General features: G+C 64.8%; 13 protein-coding genes and 2 tRNA genes. 3 read left to right on the forward strand and 12 right to left on the reverse strand.

From position 1 onward, the window contains the following. Positions 1–107 precede the first annotated feature (107 nt). Positions 108–2,363, reverse strand: coding sequence for a YgiQ family radical SAM protein (locus SD196_RS24360; RefSeq protein ID WP_343576842.1), 2,256 nt, complete (start codon positions 2,361–2,363; stop codon positions 108–110). Positions 2,364–2,561: 198 nt separating this feature from the next. On the opposite strand from SD196_RS24360, the gene SD196_RS24365 reads away from it, so the two are divergent. Beyond that, complete coding sequence (locus SD196_RS24365) at positions 2,562–4,433, forward strand: diguanylate cyclase domain-containing protein (protein ID WP_416310779.1); 1,872 nt, start codon at positions 2,562–2,564, stop codon at positions 4,431–4,433. On the opposite strand, the gene alr is transcribed toward SD196_RS24365, so the two are convergent. The 8 genes from alr to rnr all read right to left on the reverse strand — a co-directional run bounded on the left by alr (position 4,434) and on the right by rnr (position 12,919). After that, positions 4,434–5,510 (reverse strand): alanine racemase, encoded by a 1,077-nt coding sequence (alr, locus tag SD196_RS24370; RefSeq protein ID WP_370600147.1) that lies wholly within the window; start codon positions 5,508–5,510, stop codon positions 4,434–4,436. 70 nt (positions 5,511–5,580) lie between these two features. Next, on the reverse strand, positions 5,581–6,975 hold the full coding sequence (gene dnaB, locus SD196_RS24375; protein WP_275608889.1) for a replicative DNA helicase: 1,395 nt from the start codon (positions 6,973–6,975) through the stop codon (positions 5,581–5,583). 143 nt (positions 6,976–7,118) lie between these two features. Continuing rightward, a complete protein-coding gene (gene rplI / locus SD196_RS24380; RefSeq protein WP_254472291.1) occupies positions 7,119–7,565 on the reverse strand; it encodes a 50S ribosomal protein L9 in 447 nt (148 codons plus the stop codon). 21 nt (positions 7,566–7,586) lie between these two features. Further along, entirely contained in the window at positions 7,587–8,456 is an 870-nt protein-coding gene (locus SD196_RS24385) for a hypothetical protein (protein WP_275608891.1), read from the reverse strand. A gap of 34 nt (positions 8,457–8,490) precedes the next feature. After that, complete coding sequence (gene rpsR, locus SD196_RS24390; RefSeq protein WP_003095634.1) at positions 8,491–8,721, reverse strand: 30S ribosomal protein S18; 231 nt, start codon at positions 8,719–8,721, stop codon at positions 8,491–8,493. Positions 8,722–8,750: 29 nt separating this feature from the next. Then, positions 8,751–9,167: a 30S ribosomal protein S6 gene (gene rpsF / locus SD196_RS24395; protein WP_054906367.1), complete on the reverse strand. Its 417-nt coding sequence runs from the start codon at positions 9,165–9,167 to the stop codon at positions 8,751–8,753. Between the two features lie 261 nt (positions 9,168–9,428). After that, a complete protein-coding gene (gene rlmB, locus SD196_RS24400) occupies positions 9,429–10,181 on the reverse strand; it encodes a 23S rRNA (guanosine(2251)-2'-O)-methyltransferase RlmB (RefSeq protein WP_275608892.1) in 753 nt (250 codons plus the stop codon). Further along, complete coding sequence (gene rnr / locus SD196_RS24405) at positions 10,178–12,919, reverse strand: ribonuclease R (protein ID WP_416310780.1); 2,742 nt, start codon at positions 12,917–12,919, stop codon at positions 10,178–10,180. Before rnr ends, rlmB begins: the two co-directional genes overlap by 4 nt. A 205-nt stretch (positions 12,920–13,124) precedes the next feature. Here rnr and SD196_RS24410 point away from each other — a divergent pair. Then, positions 13,125–13,211, forward strand: a tRNA-Leu gene (locus SD196_RS24410). Positions 13,212–13,358: 147 nt separating this feature from the next. Beyond that, a tRNA-Leu gene (locus SD196_RS24415) sits at positions 13,359–13,445 on the forward strand. 216 nt (positions 13,446–13,661) lie between these two features. Here the strand turns inward: SD196_RS24415 and SD196_RS24420 are convergent. From SD196_RS24420 to SD196_RS24430, 3 genes are all read right to left on the reverse strand, one after another. After that, positions 13,662–14,957, reverse strand: coding sequence for an adenylosuccinate synthase (locus SD196_RS24420; protein ID WP_275608894.1), 1,296 nt, complete (start codon positions 14,955–14,957; stop codon positions 13,662–13,664). Between the two features lie 66 nt (positions 14,958–15,023). After that, complete coding sequence (locus tag SD196_RS24425; protein WP_343576817.1) at positions 15,024–16,202, reverse strand: ATP phosphoribosyltransferase regulatory subunit; 1,179 nt, start codon at positions 16,200–16,202, stop codon at positions 15,024–15,026. Between the two features lie 31 nt (positions 16,203–16,233). After that, on the reverse strand, positions 16,234–16,419 hold the full coding sequence (locus SD196_RS24430) for a DUF2065 domain-containing protein (RefSeq protein ID WP_037012084.1): 186 nt from the start codon (positions 16,417–16,419) through the stop codon (positions 16,234–16,236). Positions 16,420–16,582: the final 163 nt, after the last annotated feature.

Genomic DNA, 16,582 nt, shown 5'->3' on the forward strand with positions numbered 1-16,582 from the left:
CCGCGCCATTCGCGGGCTGCAGAGCTCCAACCGGTTGGCCACCCCCGAAATAGACAGGCCCCGCAAATGCGGGGCCTGTCTGAATTACGCGCAGGGGTATCGATGCGTCAGCGCGGAATGTTCGGCTGGCGCTTGGTGCTACGCTTCTTGCCCTTGGCGTAGCCGGTGGCCTTGCCTTCCTCGGCCTTGTTCCACGGCTTGGAGCCGTCGCTGGCGCGCGGCGGCAGGCCGGTGTGCTGGGTCAGCAGTGGCTTGCCGGTCTTCTTGCTGCCCACCGGGGTGGAGTTCTTGCGGCGCGCGCTCTGGTAGCTGCCGTCACCGGTGGGCTGGTGCGTCGGGATCAGCTGGTGCTTGCCATTGCCGATCAGGTCGGCACGACCCATTTCCTTCAGGGCCTCGCGCAACATCGGCCAGTTGTTCGGATCGTGATAGCGCAGGAAGGCCTTGTGCAGGCGGCGACGACGCTCGCCCTTGACGATCTCTACACCATCGCTCTTGTAAGTGACCTTGCGCAGCGGGTTCTTGCCCGAGTGGTACATAGCCGTGGCGGTGGCCATGGGCGACGGGTAGAAGGCCTGCACCTGGTCGGCGCGGAAGCCGTTGCGCTTGAGCCACAGGGCGAGGTTCATCATGTCCTCGTCGCTGGTGCCCGGGTGCGCGGCGATGAAGTACGGGATCAGGTATTGCTCCTTGCCCGCCTCCTTGGAGAACTTCTCGAACATCCGCTTGAAGGCGTCGTAGGTGCCGATGCCCGGCTTCATCATCTTCGACAGCGGGCCTTCCTCGGTGTGCTCCGGGGCGATCTTCAGGTAGCCGCCGACGTGGTGCGTCACCAGCTCCTTGACGTACTCCGGGGACTCCACGGCCAGGTCGTAGCGCAGGCCCGAGGCGATGAGGATCTTCTTCACCCCCGGCAGGTCGCGGGCGCGGCGGTACAGCTGGATCAGCGAGGAATGGTCGGTGTTGAGGTTCTCGCAGATGCCCGGCCAGACGCAGGACGGCTTGCGGCAGTGACGCTCGATCTCCGGGTCCTTGCAGGCGATGCGATACATATTCGCGGTCGGTCCGCCGAGATCGGAGATGACGCCGGTGAAGCCCGGTACGCGGTCACGGATTTCCTCGATCTCGCGGATGATCGAGTCTTCCGAACGGCTCTGGATGATGCGGCCTTCGTGCTCGGTGATGGAGCAGAAGGTGCAGCCGCCGAAGCAACCACGCATGATGTTCACCGAGAAGCGGATCATCTCGTAGGCCGGGATCTTCGCGCCGCCGTACTCGGGGTGAGGCACGCGGGCATACTGCAGGCCGAAGACGTAGTCCATCTCCTCGGTGGTCAGCGGGATGGGCGGCGGGTTGAACCACACGTCGGTCTCGCCGTGCCGCTGGACCATGGCGCGGGCGTTGCCCGGGTTGGTCTCCAGGTGCAGCACACGGTTGGCGTGGGCGTAGAGCACCGGGTCGCTCTTGACCTTCTCGTAGGACGGCAGGCGGATCACCGTGCGCTCGCGTTCCAGGCGCGGGTGCGGCAGCAACTCGACGACCTTGGCTTCGTTGGGGTCGTCCTGCTCGCCCTTTTCCTGCTCGATGGCGCAGGCGGCGGTGTCCTGGGTGTTCACGTAGGGGTTGATGATCTTGTCGATCTTGCCGGGACGGTCGATGCGGGTGGAGTCCAGCTCGAACCAGCCCTCGGGGGTGTCGCGGCGCACGAAGGCGGTGCCGCGCACGTCGGTGATCGACTCGATGGACTCGCCGGCGGCGAGGCGCTGGGCCACTTCCACCACGGCGCGTTCGGCGTTGCCGAACAGCAGGATGTCGGCCTTGGCGTCCATCAGGATCGAGTGGCGGACCTTGTCCTGCCAGTAGTCGTAGTGCGCGATGCGGCGCAGCGAAGCCTCGATGCCGCCGAGGACGATCGGCACGCCCTTGTACGCCTCGCGGCAGCGCTGGCTGTAGACCATGCTGGCGCGGTCCGGGCGCTTGCCGGCGTTGCCGCCGGGGGTGTAGGCGTCGTCGGAACGGATCTTCCGGTCGGCGGTGTAGCGGTTGATCATCGAGTCCATGTTGCCGGCGGCGACGCCGAAGAACAGGTTCGGCTTGCCCAGCTTCATGAAGTCGTCTTTGGACTGCCAGTCAGGCTGGGCAATGATGCCGACGCGGAAGCCCTGGGCTTCCAGCAAGCGGCCGATGATGGCCATGCCGAACGACGGGTGATCAACGTAGGCATCCCCGGTGACGATGATGATGTCGCAGGAATCCCAGCCCAGCTGATCCATCTCTTCCTTGCTCATGGGCAGGAATGGCGCCGGGCCGAAACACTCGGCCCAGAACTTGGGATAGTCGAACAGCGGTTTGGCGGCTTGCATCACGGGCACCGGGGTATCTCGAAATAGGTATCGCGGAAAAACGCGGGCGCGGAATATAGCACAAAAAGTGTACAAATCCGACCGGTGAACTCAGATTTAACCGGTGTTCGGTCGCCTGCCAGTGCCATCATCTGGCTATACTCCAGCCACTATCCGCAGTAGGTGCCGGGATACCCCGAGGCACAGGGAGTGCGCGTCGTGCGTCATGTTTTCATGCTGGTGCTCGCATTGCTGGTCGGCCAGGCCGCTGCAGTCGAGCTGGATTCAAAGGCCAGTGGCACCTGGCTCAACGGCAGCCTGGAACTCCTCGAGGATCGCAGCGGCGGGATGCCGTTCGACGAGGTGCAGCGCAGCCATGACTTCATCCCGGCCAACGGCCGCACCAGCGTTGGCCAGAGCTCCAGCGTCTGGTGGCTGCGCCTGGACCTCGACCGCCGGCAGACGCCGCCCGGCGGCTGGTGGCTGGAAGTGGACGCGGTCAACCTCAAGGACCTGCGCCTGTACCTGCCCGACGAGCAGGGGCGCTACGTCGAACGCCTCTCCGGCGAAGCGGTGCCCTTCTCCGCCGGCCGCGACCGTGGTTATCGCCGCCCGGTGTTCCAGTTGCCCGAAGGCGCCGGACCGCTGCGGCTCTACCTGCGCACCTATGACCCCGCCGGCAACTCCTTCCCGCTGCGCGTCTGGTCACTGGACGACCTGCAGGACCACCGCGCCGACACCAACCTGTTCCTCGGCGTGGTCTACGGCCTGATCGCCGCCCTGCTGCTCTACAACCTGTTCATCCTGCTGACCCTGCACGACCGCGCCTATCTCTGGTACGTGCTGACCACCGCCGCGGCTCTACTGTTCAGCCTCGGCATGACCGGCCACGGCTTCAAGTACCTCTGGCCCGAACATGCAGTGCCCTGGTGGCTGGACCGCATCACCCTGCCGTCGCTGTGGGGGCTGTGCGTGCACCGATTCACCATCACCCTGCTGCAGACCCGCCGGCACGTGCGCTGGGCGCACTATCTGTTGAACCTGAACTGCGGGCTGTACCTGCTCGCCATCCTCCTCGGTGCGCTGCAGTTGCGCGGCGTCGCCAGCTGGATGCTGGTGGTGATCACCCTCATCGGCGTGCCGGCAGCTCTGGGCGCAGCGCTGACCCGCTGGCGTCAGGGCTCCCTGCCCGCCTTCCTGTACCTGCTCGGTTTCGGCCTGGTGCTCGGCAGCGTGAGCATCTCGGTGATGCGCGCCCTGGCGGTGGTACAGCCACAGCCGATCACCACCTACATCTTCCCGATCGCCGTCGCCATGGAGTCGGTGCTCTTCTCCTTCGCCCTCACCTCGCGCATTCGCAGCCTCAAGCGCGAGCGTGCGCAGGCCGTGGAGCAGGCCAACCGGGAAAAGAACGCGCGCCTCTCCATGGTGCAGAGCGCACAGCAGGACCTGGCAAAGGCCGTCGCCGAACGCACCGCCGAGCTGACCCAGAGCAACCAGTTGCTGCGTGAGCGCGAGGCCCAGCTACAGCACGCGGCGCACTACGATCCACTGACCGGCCTGCCCAACCGCCGCTTCCTGGTCGAGCACGCCGAGCAGGCGCTGGCGCGCGCCCAGCAGAACGGCGAAACCCTGGCGCTGATGCTGATCGACCTCGACCACTTCAAGCCGATCAACGACACCCATGGCCACGATGCCGGCGACTTCATGCTGCAGAACGTCGGGCACCGCCTGCGTCAGTGCGTACGCGCCAGCGATTGTGTGGCGCGGCTGGGCGGCGATGAATTCGCCGCGCTGATCACCGGCCCGGATGCCGAAGGCCATGCCCGCGAGATCGCCACCCGCCTGCTCAACGAGTTGTCGCGCCCGGTGCATTTCGACGCCCTCGAACTGCGCGTCACCCCCAGCATCGGCGTGGCCATCTACCCCAGCCACGCGATGCAGTTCAGCAAGCTGTACAAGGCCGCCGACCAGGCGCTGTATGACGTGAAGGGCAACGGCCGGGCGAGCTACGCCATCGCCAACGACAGCACTAGCGAAGGCAGCGAACTCTGGCAGGACGGCAGCAAGACCCCGGAAAGCAGTACCTGATCAGTTCCTGTAGCGACGCGGGACGCGGGCGGTGACCTTGGTCAGCAGCTCGTAACCGATGGTCCCGGCGTGGCTCGCCACCTCGTCCACCGGAAGGTTCGCGCCCCACAGTTCGACCGGGTCGCCGACCGCGGCATGGGGCAGATCGGTGAGGTCAACGGCCAGCATGTCCATCGACACCCGCCCTGCCAGCGGCACCCGCCGCCCACCCACCAGCACCGGTGTTCCGCTCGGCGCATGGCGCGGATAGCCGTCGGCGTAACCACAGCTCACTGTACCGATACGCGACGGCCGCTGCGCCACCCAGGCGGCGCCATAACCGACACTTTCCCCAACCGGCACCTCGCGCACCGCGATCAACTGCGCTTCCAGGCTCATCACCGGGCGCAGGCCCAGCTCGGCCGCGCCGATGTCGGCGAACGGCGTGGCGCCGTAGAGCATGATGCCGGGGCGAATCCAGTCCATGTGGGCGGCGGGAATGGTCAGCACGGCTGCCGAGTTGGCCAATGAACGCTGATCGAAATCCAGGTCGAGCACGCTGAGGAAGCAGGCCACCTGGTCTTCGGTCAGCTCATCACCGCGCAGGTCGGCGTTGGCGAAGTGGCTCATCAGGTTCAGTTCGGCCACCTGCGTGGCTTGGCGCAAGCGCGGATGCCAGTCGCGCAGCGCCTCGGGTGAGAAGCCCAGGCGGTGCATGCCCGAATCCAGCTTCATCCAGACGTTCAGCACGCTCGGCAATTGCGCGGCGAGCAGCGCCTGGGCCTGCTCCGGCCCCTGTACGGCCACATCCAGGCGCAGTTGCGCGGCGATCAGATACTCGTTCGGCTCGAAGCAGCCTTCCAGCAGCAGGATGCGGGCATCGGCGTGCAGCGCGCGCACCTCCGCGGCCTCCTCCAGGCAGGCCACGGCAAAGCCGTCGGCCTCGTCGTGCAGGCTGCTGACCACCTCCCGCGCGCCATGCCCGTAGGCATTCGCCTTGACCACCGCGAACGCCTGACGGCCCGGCGCGCAGCGCTTGGCCACGGCATAGTTGTGGCGGATGGCGGAAAGATCGACGGTGGCGACGAGCGGACGCATGGCTGCGGGTCCTGAAACGAAACGGGCGCCCATTTTAAGGCGCCCGTCGGTCACGCGAAATGCGGCTGTATCACTCGTCTTCGAAGTTGTACATGCCGGGCGCGAGGTTCTCGAAGCGGCTGTAGCGGCCGAGGAAGGCCACTCGTACGGTGCCGATGGGGCCGTTACGCTGCTTGCCGATGATGATTTCGGCCACGCCCTTGAACTCGGTCTCCGGGTGATACACCTCGTCGCGGTAGACGAACATGATCACGTCGGCGTCCTGCTCGATCGCTCCGGATTCACGCAGGTCGGAGTTCACCGGGCGCTTATTGGGGCGCTGTTCCAGCGAGCGGTTGAGCTGGGAGAGCGCCACCACCGGGCAGTTGAATTCCTTCGCCAGCGCCTTGAGCGAGCGGGAAATCTCGGAAATCTCGTTGGTCCGGTTGTCGCCGGCGGAGCCGGGAATCTGCATCAGCTGCAGGTAGTCGACCATGATCAGACCGATCTCACCGTGTTCGCGGGCCAGGCGGCGGGTACGCGCGCGCATTTCCGAGGGCGAGATACCGGCGGTGTCGTCGATGAACAGCTTGCGATCGTTGAGCAGGTTCACCGCCGAAGTCAGGCGCGGCCAATCCTCGTCGTCCAGCTTGCCGGAACGGACCTTGGTCTGGTCGATGCGGCCGAGCGAGGCGAGCATACGCATCACGATGGAGTCGGAGGGCATTTCCAGGGAGTACACCAGGATCGCCTTGTCGCTGCGCATCAGGGCGTTCTCCACCAGGTTCATGGCGAAGGTGGTCTTGCCCATGGACGGACGGCCGGCGACGATCACCAGGTCCGCCGGCTGCAGGCCGCTGGTCTTCTCGTCGAGGTCGGTGAAGCCGGTGGAAATCCCGGTCAGCGCCTCGGTGGTGTTGAACAGGTGGTCGATGCGGTCGATGGTCTTGACCAGGATGTCGCTGATCCCCACCGGGCCGCCGGTCTTGGGCCGCGCTTCGGCGATCTCGAAGATCCTGCGTTCGGCTTCGTCGAGCACCTCGTTGGCGCTGCGCCCCTCCGGGTTGAAGGCGCTGTCGGCGATGTCGCTGCTGATGCCGATCAGCTGCCGCAGGGTGGCGCGCTCGCGAATGATGTTCGCGTAGGCCTTGATGTTCGCCACCGAGGGCGTGTTCTTCGCCAGCTCTGCGAGGTAGGCAAGGCCGCCCACCTGGGACAGCTGCCCCTCGCGTTCGAGCATCTCGGAGAGGGTCACCACGTCGATCGGCTGGTTGCCTTCGGCGAGCTTGTAGACGGCACGGAAGATCAGGCGATGGTCATGGCGATAGAAGTCGCCATCGGACACCGCGTCGGAGACGCGCTCCCATGCGTTGTTGTCGAGCATCAGGCCGCCCAGCACCGCCTGTTCGGCTTCGATCGAGTGCGGCGGCACCTTGAGGGAAGCGGTCTGCAGGTCGTATTGCTCGGGGACGGTAATGTCGTTCATGGGCTCTTCGTGTTGGCTCTTCGTAGGAGAGAATCAAACGGCGGAAAAAACAAAGGGCACGGACCGAGGATCGGCACCGTGCCCATTGTTAGCGGACAGCTTCACACAGGCAAGCCGTGCGAATCGTCCTAGCGACGGATCGCTTACTCGGCGACTACAACCACGTGCAGGGTTGCATCAACGTCGGTGTGCAGTTGCACTTCGATGTTGTATTCGCCAACAGCGCGCAGGGCGCCGTCGGGCAGGCGAACTTCGCTCTTTTCCAGCGGGTAGCCGGCAGCCGAAACGGCTTCGGCGATGTCGCGGGTGCCGATCGAACCGAACAGCTTGCCTTCGTCGCCAGCGTGGGCGCCGATGGTCACGATCAGTTCGGCCAGTTGGGCAGCACGGGCTTCAGCAGCGGCTTTCTTATCAGCAGCGGCTTTTTCCAGCTCTGCGCGGCGCTCTTCGAAAGCAGCGACGTTGGCAGCGGTGGCAGCGGTGGCTTTGCCCTGCGGCAGCAGGTAGTTACGGGCGTAACCGCCCTTTACGTTCAGCTTGTCGCCCAGGTTGCCCAGTTTGGCGATCTTTTCCAGCAGGATGACTTCCATTTGAGTCTTACCTCTTAACTTTTAACCTTCACCGTTCGCAGCTTTCTGGCGCTTCGCCAGACGACCGCGAAAATCAAACAGACTGTCGACCACGGCGACAAGACAGATCACATTGCCCAGTACGAATACCAGCAGGTACAGCGGTGCCAGCCAGAAGCCCGGAAGCTTCTTCAGCGCGACCAACCCGTGGCCCAGTGCGATTCCGGCAAACAGCAGCGGAATCATGCACAGCGGCGCCAGCATGGTGGCCGCGGGACCTGCGAAGGGCAGTGCCACAACGCCGACCAGCAGCGCGATAGCCGTGCCCGGCGACAGGCGCAGTGCGCGGAACTCGCGGCCAAACCCTTCCGGGTTGTACAGCACTGCCTGCCAATAACGCGCCAGCATCAGGCACATCAGGCTGATCGTCTGCAGCGAGGCTGCCATCAGGCCGGTGATGGTCGGAACCATCTCCGCCTGCAGGGCGGCCAACTGTTCCGGCGAAAGCTTGGCTTCGGCCAGAATCTGCGGCAGTGCCTTGCCGAACGCATCGGCAAGAGCAGCGACCAACCCGGCCGACACCGTGCTGAGCAGCAGCACGAACACCGCACCGAGCACAACGCTCGCCAGCATCACCTGGTTCCAGGACACCTTGCTGCGCAGAACCTGCGCCAGCACGGCACTACCCACCAGAACCAGACTCACACTGGGGTCACCCAGGTACCACCAGGCCAGTGCCGGAAGCAGCGCCCAGCCCAGGATGCCAAAGGCATCGCCGGCGCCACGGCGCAACAGCACCAGACTGCCTGCTGCGGCACCGAGCCAGAACAACGGCTGCAGTACCGCGGCTGCGACGACCACCAGGGTCGCCTGCATGCGGCCTCGCATGACAAATTCAGCCAATGCGCGCATGCGATCTATCCATCAATCCCTGTCGACTGCCCGATCAACGGCCGTGGCTGTCGGTGTAGGGAAGCAGGGCCAGGTAGCGGGCGCGCTTGATAGCGGTGGCCAGCTGACGCTGGTACTTGGCCTTGGTGCCGGTGATGCGGCTCGGAACGATCTTGCCGGTTTCGGAAACGTAGGCCTTCAGGGTGTTGAGATCCTTGTAATCGATCTCTTTCACGCCTTCAGCGGTGAAACGGCAGAACTTACGACGACGGAAGAAACGTGCCATGTGTGTGGCTCCTCAATACTGGTCCGGGATTACTCGTCAGCGCTGTCGCGGCTATCTTCGCCGTCAGCGGACTCGCCCTCGTTCGATTCGGGACGCTCACGGCGCTCGCGGCGCTCGTTGCGGCTCTCTTCGGCCTTCAGCATTTCGGACTGGCCGGTAACGGCTTCGTCGCGACGGATGACCATGTTACGGATCACGGCGTCGTTGTAGCGGAAGTTGTCTTCCAGCTCTGCCAGGGCCTTGGCGGTGCACTCGACGTTCATCAGAACGTAGTGAGCCTTGTGCACGTTGTTGATGGCGTAAGCCAGCTGACGACGGCCCCAGTCTTCCAGACGGTGGACTTTGCCGCCGTCTTCTTCGATGGCCTTGGTGTAACGCTCGACCATGCCACCGACTTGTTCGCTCTGGTCCGGGTGAACCAGGAACACGATTTCGTAATGACGCATAAATGCTCCTTACGGATTGCAGCCTGCCGACAAAGCGGTCAGGCAAGGAGTGAATGATTTTTACCTTGCCGCTCGGAAGGACGCGCAAACGCCTGCCCGGACGACAAGGGCCGACATTCTAGAGAAGGGGGGAAGGCGGCGCAAGGCAATTGACGATTATTTGTACAGCTGCCGCGCCCAAGGGTTCTTAGCTTGCTCGCGAACCGGGCAAGCACGGAACCGCCACTGTTCGCGAGCAAGCTCGCTCCTACAAAAAAGAACTTAGGCGCCGGCCTTGAGCTGGCGTTGGCGGACGATCTCGAACAGGCACACGCCGGTGGCCACCGAGACGTTTAGGCTGCTGACGCTGCCCTGCATCGGCAGTTTGGCCAGGTAGTCGCAGTGCTCGCGGGTCAGGCGGCGCATGCCCTTGCCCTCGGCGCCCATCACCAGCACGGTCGGCCCGGTGAGGTCGAGTTCATAGAGCATCTGGGTCGCCTCGCCCGCCGTGCCGACAATCCACAGGCCGCGCTGCTGGAGCTTCTCCAGGGTCCGCGCGAGGTTGGTCACCGCTACCAGCGGGATCACCTCGGCGGCGCCGCAGGCAACCTTGCGCACGGTGGCATTGAGGGTGGCGGACTTGTCCTTCGGCACGATGACCGCCAACGCGCCCGCCGCATCGGCGGTGCGCAGGCACGCGCCGAGGTTGTGCGGGTCGGTCACGCCGTCCAGCGCGAGCAGCAGAGCCGGACCTGGCGTGCGCTCGAGCAGCTCCTCGAGCATGTTCTCGCCCCACACCTGGCTCGGGCTGACCTCGGCGACCACGCCCTGGTGCACACCCTCAGCCCACTCGTCGAGCTCCTTGCGGTCGCGCGTGCCCACCGGCACGCGCACCTGACCGGCCAGTTCGACCAACGCCTGGACGCGCGGATCATGCCGGCCTTCGGCCAGCCACAGCTGCTTGACCCGCTTGGGGTGATGACGCAGCAACGCTTCTACGGCATGGACCCCGTAGACCTTTTCCCACTGACTCATTTCTTCGCCTTACGCTTGCTGGCCGGAGCGCCACCGGACGCACCGCCCTTGGGCGCGGACGAGCCCTTGCGGTGCTTGGTCGGCTTGGCGGACCGGGCTTTCTGTTTCGAAGGATTGCGCGGCTTGCCCGCAGCGGGCGCGGACTTGCCCTTGCCGGCAGCCGGCTTCTTGCCGCCAACCTTGGCTTCTTCGAGCAACGCCTTCTTCACTTCGCGGCTCTTGCGTACGTCGGTATTGCCGAGCAGTTCCTCGGCCTTCGCGAGCATTTCCGGAGCCACCGACGGCAGCGCCTGGACCACGCCGACCTTGCGCTTGCGCGGCTGGCTCGACGGCACCACGGCCACGTCGGGGGCGAAGAACGGATCGTCCGCCACCTGGCGACTAGCCTTGGCCGGCTTCTCTCTGGCTGCAGCGCCCTTGGGAGCCTTGCCCTTCGCCACTTTGCCTTTGGCGACCGGCTCGGCCTTCTCGCCACGCTTCTTGCGGCCGATGGGCGCGCTCAGCACATTGTCGGAGAGTTCGAAGTCGATCTTGCGCTCGTCCAGGTCGACGCGCGCCACCACCACTTCCACGGTATCGCCGAGGCGGAAGCTGCGACCGGTGCGCTCGCCGCTCAGGCGATGGTGCACGGCATCGAAGTGGTAGTAGTCGCCCGGCAGCGCGGTAACGTGGACCAGGCCCTCGACATAGATGTCGGTCAGCTCGACGAAGATGCCGAAACCGGTCACCGCGGTGATCACACCGGGGAAGGTCTCGCCCACGCGCTCGCGCATGAACTCGCACTTCAGCCAGTTGGTGACGTCGCGGGTCGCCTCGTCAGCACGGCGCTCGGTCATCGAGCACTGCTCGCCCAGTTGTGCCAGGCGCGGCTCATCGTACGGATAGATGCGCGCCTTGGGCATGCTGGCGGCGCCGACGCGCTGTACGTGCTCCGAAGCCGCCTTGGAGCGGATCAGGCCACGGATGGCGCGGTGGGTCAGCAGGTCCGGGTAACGACGAATCGGCGAGGTGAAGTGGGTGTAGGCCTCGTAGTTCAGGCCGAAGTGACCGTTGTTCTCCGGGCTGTACACGGCCTGGCTCAGGGAGCGCAGCATCACCGTCTGGATCAGTTGCAGGTCCGGGCGACCCTGGATGGATTCCAGCAGCTTCTGGTAATCCGCCGGTGTCGGCTCGCCCTTGCCGCGATACAGGGTCAGGCCCAGTTCGCCGAGGAACTGGCGCAGGTTGTTCAGCTTTTCCTGCGGCGGACCGTCGTGGACGCGGTACAGCGCCGGGATGGCGTGCTTTTCCAGGAACTTGGCGGTGGCGACGTTGGCCGCCAGCATGCATTCCTCGATCAGCTTGTGCGCATCGTTACGCTGGGTCGGGCGGATTTCCGAGATCTTGCGGTCCGCGCCAAAGACGATGCGGGTTTCCTGGGTCTCGAAATCGATCGCCCCGCGCACGTGGCGCGCGCCGACCAGCACCTTGTACAGGTCATAAAGCGTGTTCAGGTGCGGCACCACCGCCGGGAGCTGCTCCTTCAGGCGCTGGCCTTCGGGGCTGTCCGGGGTTTCCAGGTACTGGCTGACCTTGGTGTAGGTCAGGCGCGCATGGGAATGGATGACCGCCTCGTAGAACTGGTAGTCGGTCATCTTGCCGGCCTTGGAGAGGCTCATCTCGCAGACCATGGCCAGGCGATCGACCAGCGGATTCAGGGAGCACAGGCCGTTGGAGAGAATCTCCGGCAGCATCGGGATCACCCGCTCGGGGAAGTACACCGAGTTGCCGCGCTTGGCCGCCTCTTCATCCAGGGCAGAGCCGACCTTCACATAATGAGAGACGTCGGCGATGGCGACGAACAGTTTCCAGCCGCCACCCTTGCGCTTCTCCGCGTAGACCGCGTCGTCGAAGTCACGGGCATCCTCGCCGTCGATGGTGACGAAAGGCAGGGCACGCAGGTCGACGCGTTTCTCCTTGTCCTTCTCCGCCACTTCGGGCTTGAGCTTGGCCGCTTCCTTTTCCACGGCTTCGGGCCAGGTGTGAGGAATGTCGTAGCTGCGCAGGGCGACTTCGATCTCCATGCCCGGCGCCATGTAGTCGCCGAGCACTTCCACCACCTCGCCCTGGGCCTGGCGGTGCACGCTCGGCCAGACATCGATACGCACCTGGACGAACTGGTTGTGCTTGGCCTTGCCGGCCTTGCCCGGCGGGATCAGCACTTCCTGCTGGATCTTCGGGTTGTCGGCCACCACCGTGCCGATGCCACTCTCGTCGAAGTAGCGGCCGACGATGGTCTCGTGGGCGCGTTCGACCACTTCCACCACGGCACCCTCACGGCGGCCACGGCGGTCGAAGCCGGACACGCGCGCCAGGGCGCGGTCGCCATCGAACACCAGGCGCATCTGCGTCGGGCTGAGGAACAGGTCGTCGCTGCCGTCATCGGGAATCAGGAAGCCGAAGCCGTCGCGGTGGCCGGAGATGCGGCCGAGGATCAGGTCAAGCTTGTCCACAGGCGCGTAGGCGCCACGGCGGGTATAGATGAGCTGGCCGTCGCGCTCCATGGCGCGCAGTCGGCGGCGTAGTGCTTCTTCCGGCTCCTCGCCGGAGAGCCCGAATTCATCGAGCAACTGGGCCCGCGTGGCGGGCGCGCCGCGTTCGGCGAGATGCGCCAGAATGAGTTCGCGGCTGGGAATGGGGTTGTCGTATTTTTCCGCCTCGCGGGCGGCCTCGGGATCGAGGTTTTGCCAATCGGCCATTAAAGTGAGGTCACCTTATCTATATAGGGATGGTTCGCCATCTGCTTATTGAAGCGCGAAATCCGCTCGTCGGTCAGCTTTGGGCACGAATAAATTTTTTATCGCATCAGGGGTTTACAAGCGAAACCTAGCTCCGTATAGTTCGCGCCCACAGCGTCAGACAGACGTTGTAACACGGAAGCGATGAGCGATCATCACATCCAGTGCCCAGGTGGCGGAATTGGTAGACGCACTAGGTTCAGGTCCTAGCGGTGGCAACACCGTGGAAGTTCGAGTCTTCTCCTGGGCACCACTTATTCAAGGATAGAGCCAGTCAGTGACAGGCTTTATCCCGGCGGGTTCGGAACCCTGATAACCGAACGATAGACCGCCCGATGCAACCAAGGGTTGCATCACCGCAAGACGATGAGCGATCATCGCACCCCATGCTGAAAAGCATGCCCAGGTGGCGGAATTGGTAGACGCACTAGGTTCAGGTCCTAGCGGTGGCAACACCGTGGAAGTTCGAGTCTTCTCCTGGGCACCATCTTCAAACGAAAAAGCCGAGCACTGCTCGGCTTTTTTGTTTTCGGCTTTCCGCAATTCAGAAACGCCCCACTCTCTCCAGCCGCATCATCTAACGAATCACGCACCCAACCTCAGATCAACCAGCAGCGCGCGCCCCTCAATTCGCCCGCACAAACACATATCCCAGAAACGACAACGGGCCGCATGAGCGGCCCGTTGCGATACAGCACGCGGATCAGGCGAACGGGTGGCGCAGGACGATGGTCTCGGCGCGGTCCGGGCCGGTGGAGATGATGTCGATGGGCGCACCGACCAGCTCCTCGACGCGCTTGATGTAAGCGCGCGCATTGGCCGGCAGGCCTTCCAGCGACTGAACACCGACGGTGGACTCGCTCCAACCCGGCAGGTCTTCATAGATCGGCTGCAGGCCGATGTAGCTGTCGGCGTCGGTCGGTGCGTCGGTCAGCAGTTCGCCGGCGGCGTTCTTGTAGCCGGTGCAGATGCGCACGGTCTCCAGGCCGTCGAGAACGTCCAGCTTGGTCAGGCACAGGCCGGACAGACTGTTGATCTCGATGGCGCGACGCAGGATGACGGCGTCGAACCAGCCGCAACGACGAGCACGACCGGTCGTGGCACCGAACTCGTGACCAACCTTGGCCAGGTGCGCGCCGACGTCATCGAACAGCTCGGTCGGGAACGGGCCGGAACCCACGCGGGTGGTGTAGGCCTTGGTGATACCCAGGATGTAATCCAGGTACAGCGGACCGAAACCCGAACCGGTGGCGGTGCCGCCAGCGGTGGTGTTGGAGCTGGTGACGAACGGGTAGGTACCGTGGTCGATGTCCAGCAAAGAACCCTGGGCGCCTTCGAACATGATGTTCTCGCCACCGCGACGCAGGTCGTGCAGGGTCGAGGTCACGTCAGCCATTAGCGGACGCAGCTCTTCGGCGTAGGCCATGCACTCATCCAGGGTCTTCTGGAAGTCGACGGCCGGCTCCTTGTAATAGTTCTGCAGGACGAAGTTGTGGTAGTCCAGCAGCTCGCCCAGCTTGGCGGCGAAGCGCTCGCGGTGGAACAGGTCGCCCACGCGCAGGCCACGACGGGCCACTTTATCTTCGTACGCCGGGCCGATGCCGCGACCGGTGGTGCCGATCTTGGCGTCGCCACGGGCCTTCTCGCGCGCCTGGTCCAGGGCCACGTGGAAGGACAGGATCAGCGGGCAGGACGGGCTGATGCGCAGGCGCTCGCGCACCGGTACGCCCTTCTCTTCCAGCTTGGCGATCTCGCGCATCAGCGCGTCGGGCGCCAGCACCACGCCGTTGCCGATCAGGCACTGCACGCCTTCGCGCAGGATGCCCGACGGAATCAGGTGCAGAACAGTCTTCTCGCCGCCGACTACCAGGGTATGACCGGCGTTGTGGCCGCCCTGGTAACGCACCACGGCAGCAGCCTGGTCAGTCAGCAGGTCGACGATCTTGCCTTTGCCCTCATCACCCCACTGGGTGCCCAGGACTACGACATTCTTACCCATAACACTTGTCCCCATCGTGGATGTTCGGTGCCGGCCGCGGCCGGCGAAAACTCGAAGTGGAGCGCCTCAGAGCGCGACCACCTGCCAATTGCCATTGCGAGCCAGCAGTTGCTGGTCGCAGCCCGCTTCGGTAGCCGAAGCCGCATCCTGCCCGGGCAGCGCCTGCACCACGCGCACGCCCTGACGGCGCAGCTGCTGCACCGCCTGCCACAAGCCAGCCCCATCGGCCGGCGCCCAGACTCCAGTGCGCGGCTCGTCGAGCTGGGCGCGGCCGAGAGTGACCAGGGTCTTGAGGTCGGTGGAGAAACCGGTCGCCGGACGCGCGCGACCGAAGTCCGCGCCGATGTGGTCGTAACGGCCGCCCTGGGCGATGGACTCGCCAACCCCGGGAACGAACGCGGCGAACACCACGCCGGTGTGATAGTGATAGCCGCGCAGTTCGCCGAGGTCGAAGTACAGCGGCAGCTGCGGGAAGCGCGACGCCAGCGAATCGGCGATGGCGGTCAGATCGGCCAGCGCGGCCTGCACCGGAGCCGGGGCGCCAGCCAGCACTTCACTCGCCTGGTCCAGCACTTCGCGGCTGCCGCACAGCTCGGCCAGCGCACGCAGCATGCCGGAGAGCTCGCCCGGCAGACCCTCGGTCAGCGCGGCGACTTCGTCCACGGCCTTGCGCTGCAGGGCGTCGAACAGCAGCTGCTCGACTTCGCCGGACAGGCCGGCAGCCTGAGCCAGACCACGGTAGATACCGACATGACCGAGGTCCATGTGCACATCCGGCACCTGGGCCATTTCCAGCATGTCGAGCATCAGGCTGATGACTTCGACGTCACCGGCGGAACCGGTGTCGCCATAGAGTTCGGCACCCAGCTGGATCGGGCTGCGCGAGGTCGCCAGCGCACGCGGGCGGGCATGCAGCACGCTGCCGGCGTAGCACAGGCGGTTCGGGCCTTCACGACGCAGGCTATGGGCGTCCATGCGGGCGACCTGCGGGGTGATGTCCGCGCGGAAGCCCATCAGGCGGCCGGACGCCGGGTCGGTGACCTTGAAGGTACGCAGGTCCAGATCCTGGCCGGCACCGGTCAGCAGGGATTCCAGGTATTCGATATGCGGGGTGACGACGAACTCGTAACCCCAGCGCTGGAACAGATCCAGCACCTGACGGCGGGCTGCTTCAACGCGCGCCGCCTCCGGTGGCAGCACTTCTTCGATCCCATCTGGCAGCAGCCAGCGGTCTACCGTTGCCATGTCGCCTCTCCCCTTTCAGCCGGGCGGCACTTCAATGAATGCAGTAAAGAAGGACGGTGCCGAGCAGCATGCTGCCCAGCCCGATGAGTCTCAGACTGCGGTCGCCCAAGCGACCGAGCCCGCTCACGGCGTCGCGCCAACCACGCGGATACAGGAACGGAAGGATGCCTTCCAGCACCAGCAACAGACAGAACGCTTTGCCGAATTCCTGCCACATGGCTCTCGTACATGAATCTCGCGGACGCAAAAAAGCCGGGATTTCCCGGCTGACCCATGATAACACGATTTCTCCGACGGGCGCTGCCGCCCGCCGGAGAGTTACAAGGGTCCGTTGATGTTTCGGCGTGAATCGCGTTGCCGCGGCAAATCACGCCAGGCTA

The sequence above is a fragment of the Pseudomonas macauensis genome (assembly GCF_047902425.1).
Taxonomy (GTDB): domain Bacteria; phylum Pseudomonadota; class Gammaproteobacteria; order Pseudomonadales; family Pseudomonadaceae; genus Pseudomonas.